This is a genomic window from Acidimicrobiales bacterium (assembly GCA_034521975.1).
GTDB lineage: Bacteria > Actinomycetota > Acidimicrobiia > Acidimicrobiales > SKKL01 > SKKL01.
The window spans coordinates 72,284-86,971 of sequence record JAXHLR010000002.1 but is presented as its reverse complement, the minus strand read 5'-3'; the positions used below and the strand labels follow the sequence as shown (position 1 = coordinate 86,971).

Annotated in this window: 17 protein-coding genes; 12 read left to right on the top strand and 5 right to left on the bottom strand. The window is 71.1% G+C overall.

What is annotated here, in order from left to right; all coding sequences use genetic code 11:
* Window positions 1-49: 49 nt before the first annotated feature.
* The 12 genes from U5K29_00455 to U5K29_00400 are packed head-to-tail and all read left to right on the top strand — an operon-like array spanning window position 50 to window position 9,691.
* Entirely contained in the window at window positions 50-877 is an 828-nt protein-coding gene (locus tag U5K29_00455) for a hypothetical protein (GenBank protein ID MDZ7677007.1), read from the top strand.
* Entirely contained in the window at window positions 877-2,184 is a 1,308-nt protein-coding gene (locus U5K29_00450) for a hypothetical protein (protein MDZ7677006.1), read from the top strand. The genes U5K29_00455 and U5K29_00450 overlap by 1 nt, the downstream gene beginning before the upstream one ends.
* Window positions 2,181-3,500 (top strand): ATPase, T2SS/T4P/T4SS family, encoded by a 1,320-nt coding sequence (locus tag U5K29_00445; protein ID MDZ7677005.1) that lies wholly within the window; start codon window positions 2,181-2,183, stop codon window positions 3,498-3,500. The genes U5K29_00450 and U5K29_00445 overlap by 4 nt, the downstream gene beginning before the upstream one ends.
* Complete coding sequence (locus U5K29_00440) at window positions 3,497-4,378, top strand: hypothetical protein (GenBank protein ID MDZ7677004.1); 882 nt, start codon at window positions 3,497-3,499, stop codon at window positions 4,376-4,378. The genes U5K29_00445 and U5K29_00440 overlap by 4 nt, the downstream gene beginning before the upstream one ends.
* Complete coding sequence (locus tag U5K29_00435) at window positions 4,375-5,283, top strand: type II secretion system F family protein (GenBank protein ID MDZ7677003.1); 909 nt, start codon at window positions 4,375-4,377, stop codon at window positions 5,281-5,283. The genes U5K29_00440 and U5K29_00435 overlap by 4 nt, the downstream gene beginning before the upstream one ends.
* 56 nt (window positions 5,284-5,339) lie before the next feature.
* On the top strand, window positions 5,340-5,558 hold the full coding sequence (locus U5K29_00430; protein MDZ7677002.1) for a hypothetical protein: 219 nt from the start codon (window positions 5,340-5,342) through the stop codon (window positions 5,556-5,558).
* Window positions 5,555-5,971, top strand: coding sequence for a hypothetical protein (locus U5K29_00425; GenBank protein ID MDZ7677001.1), 417 nt, complete (start codon window positions 5,555-5,557; stop codon window positions 5,969-5,971). The genes U5K29_00430 and U5K29_00425 overlap by 4 nt, the downstream gene beginning before the upstream one ends.
* Complete coding sequence (locus U5K29_00420) at window positions 5,968-6,438, top strand: hypothetical protein (GenBank protein MDZ7677000.1); 471 nt, start codon at window positions 5,968-5,970, stop codon at window positions 6,436-6,438. The genes U5K29_00425 and U5K29_00420 overlap by 4 nt, the downstream gene beginning before the upstream one ends.
* Window positions 6,431-6,862 carry a pilus assembly protein TadG-related protein gene (locus U5K29_00415; protein MDZ7676999.1) on the top strand — a complete coding sequence of 144 codons (432 nt, stop codon included), beginning with the start codon at window positions 6,431-6,433 and terminating at the stop codon, window positions 6,860-6,862. The genes U5K29_00420 and U5K29_00415 overlap by 8 nt, the downstream gene beginning before the upstream one ends.
* Before the next feature lie 44 nt (window positions 6,863-6,906).
* Window positions 6,907-8,244 (top strand): hypothetical protein, encoded by a 1,338-nt coding sequence (locus U5K29_00410; GenBank protein ID MDZ7676998.1) that lies wholly within the window; start codon window positions 6,907-6,909, stop codon window positions 8,242-8,244.
* On the top strand, window positions 8,241-9,050 hold the full coding sequence (locus U5K29_00405) for a LysM domain-containing protein (protein MDZ7676997.1): 810 nt from the start codon (window positions 8,241-8,243) through the stop codon (window positions 9,048-9,050). The genes U5K29_00410 and U5K29_00405 overlap by 4 nt, the downstream gene beginning before the upstream one ends.
* Window positions 8,948-9,691: an iron ABC transporter permease gene (locus U5K29_00400; GenBank protein ID MDZ7676996.1), complete on the top strand. Its 744-nt coding sequence runs from the start codon at window positions 8,948-8,950 to the stop codon at window positions 9,689-9,691. The genes U5K29_00405 and U5K29_00400 overlap by 103 nt, the downstream gene beginning before the upstream one ends.
* A gap of 9 nt (window positions 9,692-9,700) precedes the next feature.
* Here U5K29_00400 and U5K29_00395 read toward each other — a convergent pair whose 3' ends face one another.
* The 5 genes from U5K29_00395 to U5K29_00375 all read right to left on the bottom strand — a co-directional run bounded on the left by U5K29_00395 (window position 9,701) and on the right by U5K29_00375 (window position 14,655).
* The gene (locus U5K29_00395) at window positions 9,701-10,252 is read right to left on the bottom strand and encodes a transcriptional regulator (GenBank protein MDZ7676995.1); all 552 of its coding nucleotides are present in this window, start codon (window positions 10,250-10,252) and stop codon (window positions 9,701-9,703) included.
* A gap of 93 nt (window positions 10,253-10,345) precedes the next feature.
* Window positions 10,346-11,092 (bottom strand): RsmE family RNA methyltransferase, encoded by a 747-nt coding sequence (locus tag U5K29_00390; GenBank protein MDZ7676994.1) that lies wholly within the window; start codon window positions 11,090-11,092, stop codon window positions 10,346-10,348.
* Window positions 11,093-11,100: 8 nt separating this feature from the next.
* Complete coding sequence (gene dnaJ / locus U5K29_00385) at window positions 11,101-12,222, bottom strand: molecular chaperone DnaJ (protein ID MDZ7676993.1); 1,122 nt, start codon at window positions 12,220-12,222, stop codon at window positions 11,101-11,103.
* A complete protein-coding gene (gene hrcA, locus U5K29_00380) occupies window positions 12,223-13,221 on the bottom strand; it encodes a heat-inducible transcriptional repressor HrcA (protein ID MDZ7676992.1) in 999 nt (332 codons plus the stop codon).
* A gap of 69 nt (window positions 13,222-13,290) precedes the next feature.
* Window positions 13,291-14,655, bottom strand: coding sequence for a deoxyribodipyrimidine photo-lyase (locus U5K29_00375; GenBank protein ID MDZ7676991.1), 1,365 nt, complete (start codon window positions 14,653-14,655; stop codon window positions 13,291-13,293).
* Window positions 14,656-14,688: the final 33 nt, after the last annotated feature.

The following is a 14,688-nucleotide window of genomic DNA, read 5'->3' as shown; positions in this document are numbered from 1 at the left end:
TCACTGTGAGAGTGACGGAAACATACCGATGTACTACACATGAGTTGACATGACATTGAAGCGCAACACCTCTTTCCTCGCCCGGGTGACGGGCAACGGCAACGGACCCGAGCCGGGTGCGCCCGGACCCGAGCCGGGTGCACCCCGCCGCCACACGGGCAGGCCGCGTGGTCTGCCCAGCGGTCGAGCGATGGTGGGCGGGCTGCTCGTGGCGGTGGCCATGGTCGGCGCGGTCGCACTCTCGCGGGCCGCCGGCGCGCCCCCGACGGTGCCCACCGTGGTCGCCTCGACTGCGATCTCACCCTCGGAGGCGCTCGGACCTCACAACCTCACGGTGGCCGATCTGGCCCTGCCCGACGAGCTGATCGACAACACCTACCCCGGCCCCGACGCGCTCGCCGGCACCGTCTCGCGATCCCACATCGGTGTGGGCGAGGTGCTCCAGCGAGGCGGCGTCGTCGAGTCGACAGCGGTGCAACGCGACGCGGCACCCGCACGCGAGGTGTCGCTGCGCGTCGACGGTGACCGAGCGGTCGATGGCCGACTCGAGGCGGGCGACCGAGTCGATGTGCTGGCCACCTACGGCAACGGCATCGATGCCCTGACCTATGTGGTGCTCGCCGATGCCCCGGTGCTGTCCGCTGCTCGAACCGACGCGGGGGTGTCGAGCGGGCGGGCGCTCGTGCTCACCCTCGCGCTCTCGAGGCGCGACGACACGATCTCGCTCGCCCACGCGGTCGACAACGCCGACATCACCGTCGTTCGCACGACGACCGCCCCCACCGACGACGCCTCCACGCTCCACCCGTTCCGGCCCGAGCCCGAACCCGGCCCTGGCGCCGACACCGGGGGCAACGCTGCGCCGGAGGGTCGCTGATGCCAGGTGAGCGCTACGTCGTGCTCGGGCTGGCTCGACCGCGCGCCCACTGGTTCGCCGAGATCACCCGTTGGGCGACCACTGCGGCGTTGCCGGTCGAGTTCGTCAAGTGCCTGACGGTCGAGGAGACCCGTTCGCGCCTCTCCAGCGGACGTCGGTGGTCCGCCCTCCTCGTCGACGGCAAGGTGCCGGGAGCCGATCGCGACCTGATCGACCGCGCCCGCGAGGTCGGCGCCGCGGTCCTGGTCATCGACGATCCTCGGGTCGACCGCTCGTGGAGCGTGCTCGGCGCAACCGCGGTGCTGCCATCCCAGCTCCAGCGCGACGACCTCCTCGCCGCGCTCGCAGAACACGCCAAGCCGGTCGCTCGCTCGACCCCTCGACCCGAGCCGTCCCCGACCGTCGCCACCTCGCCGTGGCGGGGCAAGCTCGTCGCCGTCACCGGACCGGGTGGCACCGGGGCCTCCACGGTCGCGGCCATGCTCGCTCAGGGCGTGGGCTCGGAGGTCACCGAGCACGGACTCGTCGTCCTCGCCGATCTCGCGCTCGATGCCGATCAGGCGGTCATCCACGACGCCGGAGACGTCATGCCAGGGCTGCCAGAGCTCATCGATGCGCACCGGCTGGGGCGCCCCGAGCCCGACGAGGTGCGCAACCTCACCTTCGACACCGACCCGCGGAGCTACCACCTGCTGCTCGGCCTACGACACCACCGCGACTGGACCGCGCTCCGGCCACGAGCGGTCGCCGCCGCGATCGATGGCCTTCGACGCTCGTACCGCATGGTCATCGCCGATGTCGATCACGATCTCGAAGGCGAGCGCGACACCGGCTCCACCGACATCGAGGAGCGCAACATGCTCGCCCGCCACTGCGCCACCGAGGCCGATGCACTCGTGGTGGTGGGCGCGCCCGGGCCCGTGGGGGTCCATCGCCTCGCCCGACTCATCCGGCGTCTGGTCAGCTCCGGTGTCTCGCCCCAACGACTTCTGCCGGTCATCAACCGCGGTCCTCGCTCGCGCCGTCAGCGAGCCGAGATCGCGGCCGCCATCGCCGATCTCACCGGTTCGCAGTGCCGCGACGTCGCCAGCCCGATCACGCTGGCCGATCGTCGTCACCTCGACGAGATCATCCGCGCCGGCTCCCGGTGGCCGGACCCATTGGCGCGCTCCCTTCGTTCAGCGGTGCAGGCCACGCTCGAACGGGCGGTCGATGCCAGCGATGCTCCTGTCGGCCCCGAACGGATCGCACCGGGCTCGCTGGGGCACTTCACCGACCCGAACGAGATCGAGGAGGACCTCGCATGACCGTTCAGGTCCACGCCGTCGACGATTCCGCGTTCAACCCACTGGTCGAGATCGAGCGACGCGTCACCGAGCGCGCCAAGGAGCTCTCCATCGAGCTCGACCATGGCGACACCCAGGCGGCCCTCCGCCAGCTGATCGACGACGAGATCCGCCAGTGGGACGACGACCACCGTCGCGGCCGGCGATCGCATCCGCTCCCCGATCCCGAGCAGGTCGCCGAACGGGCCCTGCGCAACGTGGCCGGGTTCGGTCCCCTGTCGCCACTCCTCGCCGACGACGACGTGTGGGAGATCATGATCAACGCGCCCGACGCGGTCTTCGTGAAGCGGCACCAGGGTCACTCGGGCTATCACGGCGAGGTCTTCCACGACGACGAGCACGTCGTCCGCGTCCTGACCAAGATCCTCGACAGCTCGACCTCGGCTCACCGCAAGCTCGATCCCACCGAGGGCCTCCAGGACGCCCAGCTCGACGACGGTGCCCGACTCCACATCGTCCATGGCGATGTGAGCCGGGGTGGACACGTGATGGTCAACATCCGCAAGTTCACCGGGGTGCCCTTCGCCGACCTGAGCGAGCTGGTGGATCGGGGGACCCTCGATGCACCGGCGGCCAGGTTTCTGGCCGCGTGTGTGCGGGCACGCCTGTCGATCGTCTTCGCCGGAGCACCCGGTGCAGGGAAGACCACGCTGCTGTCGTGCTGCGCGGCCGAGCTCGACCCGTCGTTGCGCGTCGTGATCGCCGAGGAGGTCTTCGAGGCCGATGTACCCGTGGCCAACGTCGCCAGCATGCAGACGCGCCCGGCCCGCGCCGACCGACCAGAGGTCGACCTACGCCGGCTGGTCGCCGGGTTCCTTCGGATGGCGCCCGACGTGGCGATCGTGGGTGAGGTCCGGGACCGAGAGGCGCTGCCGCTTCTGCTCACCCTCTCCTCAGGGGTCAAGGGCTACACCACGATCCATGCCGGATCCGCCCGACAGGCACTGTCCCGCCTTCGCTTCGTCGCCCAGCTCTCGGGTACGGGACACGATCTCTCGGTCGGCGCGCTCACGTCGCTGGTGACCGAAGCGGTCGACGTGGTGGTTCATTCGGCCCGCCGCCCCGGTGGACCGGTCGTGACGTCGGTGCTGGCCGTCGAAGACCTCACCGGCCAGGCCGACCTCGGCCAGTTCACCACCACCGAGATCTTCGCTCGCGACCACCCCGCCGACCACCTCCAGTGGACGGGGAACGTCCCGGTCCGGCTGAATCGTCAGTTCGCCGAAGCTGGCATCGACCTCGTGGGCCACCTCGACCCCGGACGGGAGGCGCGGTGATCGAGCTCCTCGTCGCGACCGCGGCCGCCTACGGAACCTTCCTGCTCTACACCGCCTTCGCCTTCCGATGGCGTGGGCTCGGACTCGGACCCAAGGTCGGCAGCAGCAGGTTGCGCCGCCCCCGGGTTCGCGACTGGATGACCCAGGCAGGGCTCGGCGATGTCGGCACCGGTGAGTTCGTCGGTGTGGTCACCATCCTCGCCCTCGTGAGCGGCCTGGTGGGCGCCGCGCTGTTCGGAGGGCTGCTCCCGGCGCTCGCGCTCGCAGCCTTCGGTGGCTCGGCACCGATCGCCTCGTACCGGTTCCGACGAGCGCAACGCCGCGCTCGCTCACAGGAGGCATGGCCACGAATGATCGAGGAGATCCGCCTCCGCACGGGAGCGCTCGGTCGGTCGATCCCCCAAGCGCTGTTCGAGGTCGGAGCCCGCGGGCCACACGAGCTGCGCCCTGCCTTCGACGAAGCGCACAGGGAGTGGCTGCTCACGACCGACTTCGAGCGAACCATCGCGGTCCTGAAGGACCAGCTCGCCGACCCGACGGCCGACGTCACCTGCGAGACCCTCCTCGTGGCCCATCAACTGGGTGGCGCCGACCTGGGGCGCCGCCTCACCGCGCTGGCAGAGGACCGGATCCAGGACGTCCAAGGCCGCAAGGACGCCCGGGCCGAACAGGCGGGGGCCCGCCTGGCCCGGCGCTTCGTGATCTTGGTTCCGATCGGCATGGCCGTCGTGGGACTCCAGATCGGCGAGGGTCGCGCCGCGTACGGAACGGTCCACGGTCAGGTGGTGGTGCTCGTCGCCATCGGACTGGTGGCGATCTGTTGGGCCTGGGCCGGCCAGATCATGCGACTCCCCGAGACCGAACGGGTCTTGTCGTGATCGACCGCCTGCTTCTCGTCGTCGTCTGCACCGGCGCCGTCGGTGCCACCCTGCTGCTCGCCGAGTTGCGATGGTTCCGGCGCCTCGCGCTCACCGACCGCTTGCGCCCCTACTCACCCGCGGCATCCACCACCCGCCGCCATCACGGTCTGTCAGCGGGATCGTTCGCCGAGGTCATCGGGCCCCTCGCCGGCTGGATCGGCCATGCCGGCTCGGCCGCCTTGCGTATCGACGACGACATCACGACCCGGCTCGCCCGCATCCACTCCCCGCTCGATCCCACCACGTTCCGGGTCCGCCAGCTCGGCTACGCAGTCGTCGCCGCCACGGCGGGGACCGCCGCCACGATCCTGTGGGGCGCACCGGCGCCGGTGGGTGTCCTGCTCGTCGTCGGAGCACCGGTTCTCGCCTTCCTGATCCCCGAGCAACAGCTCACCACCGCGTCCAACCGCTGGAAACGGCGGGTCTTCCTCGAGTTGCCGGTGGTGGCCGAGCAGCTGGGCATGTTGCTCTCCGCCGGCTTCTCCCTCGGGGCAGCGCTCAGCCGACTCGCGGAACGTGGAACCGGTGCGTGCGGCCACGACCTGCGCCGGGTCTGTGCCCGCGTCCGCCACGGAACGAGCGAGGTCGACGCCCTGCGCGAGTGGGCCCAGCTGGTCCAGGTCGATGCGGTCGACCGGCTCGTCTCGGTGCTCGCGCTCAACCACGAGGCCGGCGACCTCGGTCGGCTCATCTCCGAGGAGGCCCGCGCCGTCCGCCGGGACGCACAGCGAGACCTGATCGAGACGATCGAACGCCGAGCTCAGCTCGTCTGGATCCCGGTCACCGTCGCCGCGCTGCTGCCCGGAACGTTGTTCCTCGTCGTCCCCTTCCTCGAGGCCATGCGCCTCTTCACCAACCCCTGATCCACACCACTGATCCCACACCGAACCACTGATCCCACACCGAAAGTGAGCCGCCCATGTCCCTCATCCTGCTCATCACCAACCTCGTGCTCGCCGCACTTCGGGCCAGCGCGATCCGGCTGCCCTTCGACGACCGGGGCGAAGGCGTGATCTCGGCCGCGATCGCGGTCCTGGTCATGGCGTTTCTCGGAGCAGCCATGTGGGTCGGCTTCAACGCGATCTGGGCCGATGCCGAGACCAACATCGGAGACCAGGTCGACACGATCGGGCGATGACCGCCATCCACCAGCGGTGCGACCGCGGCGCCGGCATGATCGGTGCCATCGGCGGGCTTCTGGTGTTCCTGACCTTGTTGACCTTCGCCGTGCAACTCCTGTTCAACCTGTACGCCAACTCGGCGCTCACCGCCGCTGCCCACGACGCGGCCCACCTCGCTGCGTCCGGCTCGGTCGACCACCGAGACCCGGACGCGGTCTCCGCTGCCATCGAACGGGGTGAGACCCGCGCCCGAACCGTGCTCGGCGGGTATCACGAGCGGGTCGACTTCGACTGGCAGATCGACACCGATCGGGTCAGGCTCACCGTCACCGCCGAGCACCCGAGCCTCGCCATGGACCACGTGGCCTCGGTGTTCGGACTCAACCGGTTCGAACGCACGGTCGAGGTGCGAGTGGAACGGACCCGGTGAGGCTCCGACCGCGGCGACGGGTCCGTCGCTTCGACGACGCCGGTCAGGTGGCGGGCATCGAGGTCCTGCCGTTCGGCTTCCTGATCTTCGTTGCGGGAGCGTTGCTCCTGGCCAACGCCTGGGCCGTGGTCGACGCCAAGCTGGCGGTGACCGCCACGGCGAGGGAGGCGGCGAGGGCCTTCGTCGAAGCCGAGGACGCAGCCGCCGCGCATCTGGCCGCCAACCGAGCGGCCCGCGAGTCGATCAGCGGGCACGGCCGCGATCCCGACGGCCTTGTGCTGCGGATCGAGACCGACCGGGGCTTCGTGCGGTGTGCCCGGATCGAAGCGGAGGCCGCGCTGGCGGTATCGAGCATCAACCTTCCCTTCATCGGGGGCTTCGGACGGACCTTCGATGTCCGCGCGAGCCACTCGGAGGTGGTCGATCCCTACCGGTCCGGCCTCGACGGAGAGGTGGGCTGTGCCTGAGCCTGATCGTGGGTCGGTCCTGTTGCTCTTCCCCGCCGCGTTCATGATCGTTCTCGTCCTCGGGGCGCTGGCCATCGACGCCGCCGCGGTGTTCCTCCACCAGCGCGAGCTGGCGGCTGCCGCCGGTGCAGCAGCCAACGATGCCGCCACGCTCGGGCTCGCCCACGAACGGCTGCGCCACGATGGCGAGGTGTGGCTCGATCCGGTGCGGGTCACCGAGGAGGTCGAGGCCTCCCTCGAGCGACGCGGAGTCCTCGACTCGCTGCTCGAACCACCTGAGGTCGTGGTCCTTGGAGGTTCCCGGGTCGAGGTGACCTTGGTGGCCCACGCCGACTACGTGATCGCCCCTGCCCTTCCCGGCGACCGCGGGGGCAGGACGGTTCGGGCAACCGTCGGCGCCGATGCCGTACTCGACGATGGCTAGAAATGCCTCTTGATAAGTTTCATGCATTTTGAGAGACTCCTGCAATGGACCTGGAGCGAGCCACCTTGCGCGTCGACGGAAGCGGAACGCGCCCGCTCGTCATCAAGGAGGCGACCCACAGGCCGGCGATCGAGCGCGTGCGCCACGAGATCGACGTGCTGCGACGGGTCCAGCACCCCGGTGTGGTGTCCCTGCTGGATGCGACCGACTCCGAGGACCAGGTGGTGGTTCGCACCCGGTTCTGCGGGTCACGGACCCTCGCCACGGTCGGCCCACTGTCGGTCGCCCGTGCCGCCGGCATCGTCGCGGCGCTGGCTGCCACGGTCGCGGATCTTCACGAGCTCGGAGTCAGCCACGGCAGGATCAGCGCCGACCACATCCTCATAGGGGGCGATGGCCGACCGGTTCTGTGCGGCTTCGGTGGGGCGACCCTCGACGCCGACGACCACGCCTGCTCCGAGGACGTGGCGGCCATGGGGGTCCTGCTGCAGGAGATCCTTGCGCCGTTGGACGATGTCGCCCCGATCCCTGCCAGCCGCTTGGGGCGGCGAGGAGCCTGGTCGGGCTATCAGCGCAGGGCGCTGCTGAACCTCGCCGACCAGGCCTCCGCCGACCACCCCTCAGCGCGGCCCTCGGCCCGACAGCTCGCCCAGAACATCCGGGCCACCGTTCCCGACGCCACCCTGTTCGAGCCCGGGGGCGACACCGGCGGGGACAGTCCCGCGGAGCCCCCCGAGCGCGAACCATCGAAGTGGTTGGCGCTCACTGGCGCCGGCACCGCCTCGCTGGTGTTGGTGCTCACCCTGGTCACCGCGCTCATTCTTCCCGCCGAAGGTGCCGGCCCGACGCCCGCAACCACGACCACCGCCCCCGAACCGGTCCGCGAGAGCACTTCTGGTCGGGCCCCACCCTTCCCCGAAGCGGTCCCGGCACCGAGCACGACCGCAGCACCCTCCCGACCGCCGGCCCCGCTCTCCGACCAGGCCGATCGCGCCAGCGGGTGCAGCATCTCGGCGGATGGTCCGCCGACGTTGGCCGATGGCGAGACCTGCCCCACCGCGCTCGCGCTGGCCGATGGGGTGCTCAGGGTCGGCAACGACGAGTTCCACCTCGGTCTCGATCCTGCCGCGGCAGCCATCGGCGACTTCTCGTGCTCGGGCGGGGCCCAGGCCGCGGTCCTCGACCTGGAGTCTGGCGAGGTGTTCGTGTTCGACCGCTGGGCGCGAGCGGGCCAACCGGCGACCGCCGCCGTGGCCGACCAGGTCACCGGCGGACGGCGGTTGCTCGCCGAGCCCACCCCCTCTGACTGTCACCGACTGGTGGCGCTCGACGAGTTCGGGATCCGCCACATCCTCACCGAATCCGCCACGGAGGACCCATGACGAGCAACTGGACCCGACGAGCGCTCGCGCTCGCCGCCCTCGCCTCGATCGCCGCGGTGCTGCACGCCGCCGGACAGGTGTTGCCAACGCCTCCGGCCGATCTCGATCAGGCGGTCAGGTGGTGGAACCACAGCGGGCCCACCGTGGCGGTGGCCACCTTGCTCAGGGCGGGCTCGCTGGTGGCCTGCTACTGGCTCATCGGCGTCACCGCCCTCGACACGATGGCGGTTGCTGTACGGGCACGGCCGCTGCGTCGGATCACCGAGCGGCTCTCGCCACGCCTGTGGCGCAGTCTCGTGCTGCGCCCGGTCGTGGTCACCGCCCTGGCAACACCCCAGGTCGTGCTGCCCGCGGCCACGATGAGCACCGCGGTCGCCCAGGTTGCCGACACCGGCGCCCCCGACCAACACGTGTCCACCGATGTCACCGACACCAACGGCCAGGTGCTGGTCATGTCCCGCCCCGGGCCGGTCACTCCGGCCGGCGAGGCCGAGCCGTCACCCCGCACGCTCACCATGCGGTGGCACGAGCCCGACACCGAGCCAGCCGACGATCCCCACGGCGACGACACCCCAGCGACGCACGCCTCGACACCCAGCACCACCCACATCGTGCAGGCCGGTGAGAACCTGTGGTCGATCGCGGCCTCCCATCTCGCCTCCGAGCAGGGCGGGCGGCCGACGGCGCAGGCGGTCGCACCGCACTGGCAGGCGCTCATCGACGCGAACCGGGACCGGCTGCCCGACCCCGACAACCCCGACCTGGTGTACCGCGGCCTCGAGCTCCGCCTCCCACCGACGACCTGACCCGACGCTCCCCCTGCCAGCACCCGAAACTTGGGCGGACCGGCACACCGCGCCGGGTCGCGGCGGCCTGGCACCCGATCGCCTCGCCCTGGTCGGCATCGGTCTCGGCGACCGGCGCGGCGGTGATCGATCTGCTCGTCGTGCGCCATCCGGGGCAGGCGACCCAGGCGTTGGTGTGGCTGTCGGGATCGACCTACGGGCGGGCGATGGACGAGGTGATGCTCCTCGCCTGGTTTCCGATCCTGCTCGTGCCGCTGCTGGTGCTCAGCGGACGACACCTCGACCTGCTGGGAGTGGGCGACGACGGTGCCCGCACGCTCGGGCTCAGCGTGGAGCGCGCCCGCGTGCTGGCGGTGGTGCTGGCCTGCGCGCTGGCCGCGGCGGCGGTGGGCATCGTGGGCAACCTCGGCTTCGTCGGGCTGCTCGGCCCCCACCTGGCGCGCCCGCTCACCGGACCCGGCCACCGGCGGTTCCTGCCGGTGGCAGCGTTGCTCGGCGCGCTCGTCGTGGTCGTGGCCGACGCGCTCGGTCGCAGCCTCTTCGCCCCCACCGAGCTCCCGGTCGGCCTCGTGGTGTCACTGGTGGGCACCCCGTTCTTCCTCCACCTCATCTGGCGGACGAGGACGGTGGCCGCGGGGTGAGACCGGGGCTCAGTGGGTGCCGTTGAACAGGCCGAGACCGGCGAGCTGGGCTTCGGCGTGCTCGGGATCGATGCCGAGGATGCAGGCGATGGCGCGCAGATCGTCGTTGCGGATCGTCAGCACCCGGCCGTTGAAGTCCTGGCGCTGCACCTGGATCGAGGCCAGGAACCGGTTGAGCATGGCCGCCTCGGGGCCCGAGAGCGACTCGAGGCGGGTCAGGTCGATGGTGAACGACGCCCGCTCGGGCTGCTTGGACGACACCAGGTCGACCACCGAGGTATCGGCACCGTAGGTTCCCGATCCCTCGTCGCGGGGCAGCAGCTGGTCGACCGGCACACCGTAGAAGTGGGCCAGGCGCTGGAGGCGGGGCACCGAGATGGCCCGCTCGCCGCGCTCGTAGGCGCCGAGCACCGACGCCTTGAACTCCTGGTCGGACGCGGCCTCGACGTCGTGCAGCGACATGCGCTTCTGGCGGCGGATCGCCCGAAGTCGATCGCCGACCATGCGGCCGTACTCCGAGACTGCCTCGTCGCTGTCGGGGAGATCCAGGTCCATGGTCATGCGCATCGCTCCGCGGTCGGTCCGGTCGGCGTTCGCCCGTTCGCCGACCGTCAGAATGGTTCAAGGTCACCCTAACCGCGTTGTGTGACCGATTCAATCACCCTCGGTGTCAACGGTGGAGGGTCTGGCGCCCCGCTCGACCCGACGCGCGCGCAACGCGGTGTACAGCGCGCTTGCCGTCACCGCGGCGGTCTCGGCCCGCAACACGTGGTCGGCGAGGCCGACCGTGGCCGGCACCAGCTCGCGCTCGGGGTCGCTCCACCCGCCCTCGGGACCGATCAGCACCATCCGGTGGTCGGGCGACGGCCGGGCACCGCCCACCTCCGCCCGCACCACCCCCGGCTCGCCGGCCAGCTCGGCCACCGGCACCACCCCCTCGATGCGGGGCAGGTGGCAGCGCCGGCACTGCATGGCCGCCTCGCGCGCCACCTTGCGCAGGCGCTCGACGTGGCGCACCCCCCGCTCGCCGTCCCAGCGCACCACCGACCGATCCGACGCCATCACGACGATGCGATCGATCCCCAGCTCGGTCAGCTTCTGGACCACCCACTCGGGCCGATCGCCCTTCACCGGGACGAACCCCACCGCCAGCTCGGGCACCGGTGCCCGCTCGTGGGCCACCTCGCCCACCGGCTCGAGCCGGTCGCCGAAACGGCAGGCGCGCCAGCCGCCGGCACCATCGGACACGGTGAGGCGATCGCCGCCACGCACCCGCAGGACCCGCTCCAGGTGGTGACGGTCGTCGGCGCTGAGCACCGGCGCGTCCAGATCGTCGACGAACACGTGCGGACCGCCACGCCCGTCGGGACCACCGAGTGCGCTGGCGCCGGGCACACCCACCCCCGGCGCTACTTGAACGCCGAGCGGATCTTGGCGAAGAAGCCCTCTTCGGCGGGGGCGACATCGTCGCCACGCTCGGCCGCGAACCGCCGCAGCAGCTCCTCCTGGTCGGCGGTGAGATCGTCGGGGACGTCGACGGCCACCTGGACCAGCAGGTCGCCACGGCCCCGGCCGTTGACGTGGGGCACGCCGCGGCCCCGCAGGCGGAACACCCGCCCCGGTTGGGTGCCCCGCGGGATGACGAGGTCCTCGGCACCGTCGAGGGTCTCGAACTCGAGGTGGACGCCCAGCGCCGCCTGGGCGACGCTGAGGTGCAGCTCGTGGACCAGGTCGTCGCCCACCCGCTCGAAGCGGTCGTGGGCCAACACCTCGAGATGGACATAGAGATCGCCCGCGCCACCGCCGCGGGCGCCGACCGCTCCCCGACCGATGAGTCGCAGCGTGGAGCCGGTGTCGACCCCGGCGGGCACGTCGACGTTGTAGTGCTTCTCGACGATGCGGCGGCCGTCGCCCTTGCAGTCGGGGCAGGGGTCGGCGATCACCTCGCCCAGCCCGCCACACGCACCGCACGGTCCGGCGGTGACGACCTGGCCGAGGATCGACTGGCGCATGCGCCGCACCTGGCCGCTGCCGCCACACTCGCTGCACACCTGGGCCGAGCTGCCCGGCGCGGCACCGGTGGCCTCGCAGGACTCGCAGGCCACCGCGGTGCGCACCGCGACATCGGTCTGGCAACCGAACACCGCGTCCTCGAAGCGGACCTGGGCCACCGCCTCGAGGTCGGGGCCACGGCTGGGTCCCGAGCTGCGGGTGGCCCGACCGCCGAAGGGACCGGCTCCTCCGCCGCCGAAGAAGGCGTCGAAGATGTCGGTGAACCCACCGGTGTCGAACGGTGAACCGCCACGGCCGCCACCGGACACCCCGGCTTCGCCGTAGGTGTCGTAGCGGCGACGACGTTCGGGGTCGCCCAGCACCTCGTAGGCCCGGGCGACCTCCTTGAACTCGGCCTCGGCCGCGGGATCGGGGTTGGTGTCGGGGTGCAGCTCGCGGGCCCGCCGACGGTAGGCCTTCTTGATCTCGTCGGCCGACGCGTTGCGGCCCACCCCGAGGGAGGCGTAGTAGTCCGACATCTAACCCTCGCTCAGCCGGTGACCGAGACGCTGGCCGACGATGGCCACCGCGGCCAGCGCTTGCGGATAGTTCATGCGGGTGGGACCGAGCACCCCGATCGTGCCGACACCCTCGCCGTCGACGGCGTAGGGCGCCACCACCAGCGAGCACTCGGCCAGTGTCTCGACCCCGGTCTCGGAGCCGATGGCCACGCTCAACCCGCGATCGAGCACGTCGCGCAGCAGCGTCACGACGACGATCTGTTGTTCGAGGATGGTGAGGACCTGGCGGACGGTGTCGACGGCATCGAACGAGCCTGCCATGAGCGAGGTCCCCCCGACGAACACGGAATCGGGATCGTGGTGGTGATGGGTGAGCTCGCGGAGCGCCACGTCGATGAGCGCATCGGCCTCCCCGTCGCCGGTGGGGCCCACCGGAGCCAGGTTGGCGAGCGATCCGCCGACCAGGTGCTCGCTCAGCCGCGCCGACGCGGTGGCCAGCGCGTCGTCGTCGGTGTCGTCCGCGAGCTCGAGGGTGTGCTTGTCGATGGCGCCGTTGGACAGCACCACCACCAGCAGCACCACCCGTGGTGACAAGCCGACCAGCTGGACCGAACGCACGGTGGCGACCTCGTGTGGCGGGCCGACCACGACCGCTGCCTGCTTGGTGATGTTGGACAGGAGCCGGCTGGTGTCGGCCAGCATCGCCTCGAGCTCACCATGGGCCCGGTCGAAGAAGTTGCGGACCTGTTGGGTCTCGGCCGCTCCGAGACGCCCGGGTTCGCTCAGGGTGTCGACGAAGAACCGGTACCCCTTGTCGGTGGGGACACGGCCGGCGCTGGTGTGTGGCTGCACGAGGAATCCGTCGGCCTCGAGCTGGGCCATGTCGTTGCGCACCGTGGCCGGAGACACGGCGATGGCGGGATCGCGTGCCACGTGGCGGGACCCCACCGGTTGCGCGGTCTGGATGTACTCCTCGACCACTGCTCGCAGGATCGAGGCTTTGCGTTCATCGAGCATGAGGTCGTTACAGAGCGATCGACGGCTTCGTTCGCACTCGATGATACCGAGTGCCAGGCCATCACACCGTCACCCGAGCTCCGCGTAGCGGGCGAGGGCCTCGGCCCGCTCGGTGGCGTGGTCGACGATCGGGGGCGGGTAGCCGCTCCCCGTTCCTTCGGCGAACAACGTCGGATCGGCGGTCCACGGTTCGTGGATCGCGACGTCGTCCAGATCGGCCAGCTCGGGCAGCCAGCGGCGCAGGTAGGTGCCGTCGGGGTCGAAGCGACGGGATTGGGTCACCGGGTTGAAGACTCGGAAGTAGGGGGCAGCGTCGGTACCGGTGCCCGCGACCCACTGCCAACCGTGTTGGTTCGAAGCCAGGTCACCATCGACCAGGTGGGCCATGAAGTGACGGGCGCCGCGGGTCCAGTCGAGGTGAAGGTCCTTCACCAGGAAGCTGGCAGCGATCATGCGCACGCGGTTGTGCATCCAGCCCTCGGTGAGGAGCTGGCGCATGCCGGCGTCGACGATCGGATAGCCGGTGCGACCTTCGCACCACGCGGTGAACGCCTCGTCGGTGTCGGGCCCCTCGTCGACGGCCATGGCCGCCATGGCCTCCCGGAACGCGGCTCGCGCGGTGTCGGGGCGGTGGAACAGCACATCGGCGTAGAACTCGCGCCACGCCAGCTCGGTGCGGAAGGTCGCCGCGCCCTCGGTGTCGCCGAGGCGGTTCAGGATCTGGCGGGGATGCAGGCAGCCCCACTTGAGGTAGGGCGACAGACGGGAGGTGCCGTCGACCCCCGGATCGTTGCGACGGTCGGCGTAGCGCTCCACGTGGGTCCGCAGAAAGCTGTCGAGGCGGCGGCGAGCGGCCTGCTCCCCCGGGTCGGGCAGCTCGTCGGCGGTGGGCTCGACCTCGGGCAGGGCGTCGGATTCGACCCCCGACACCCAGCCGAGCCCAACCGGGCGGCGCACCGGCGCCGGCCATCCCACCTGTCGCCACGCCTTGAGGAAGGGCGTGAACACCTTGTATGGCTCCCCCTCCTTGTTCAGGACCGTGCCCGGCTCCACCGCATAGGGCGAGCCCTCGAGCACCAGCTCACGGTCGTCGGCCGCGAGGGCCTCGGCCACGGCATCGTCGCGCCGGCGGCCGTAGGGACCGAAGTCCGCCGCGGCGTACACCGCACTCGCGTCCACCTCCCGGGCCAGGGCGGGCAGGACCTCGGCCGGGTCGCCGTGGCGCACCACCAACGTGCCGCCCGAGTCGTCGTCGAGCGCTCGGAGGCATCCGGCGAGAAACGCCCGGCGGTTCGCCCCGGCCGGGCCCCACAACGCGGGGTCGACCACGAACAGCGGCACGACCGGCCGACCGCGGGCGTGTGCCGCGACCAGCGCGGGGTTGTCCGACAACCGCAGGTCGCGACGGAACCACATGATCGTCCGGTCGGTCACCGCACCAGCATCGCGTGGGCGCGACCGGATTCT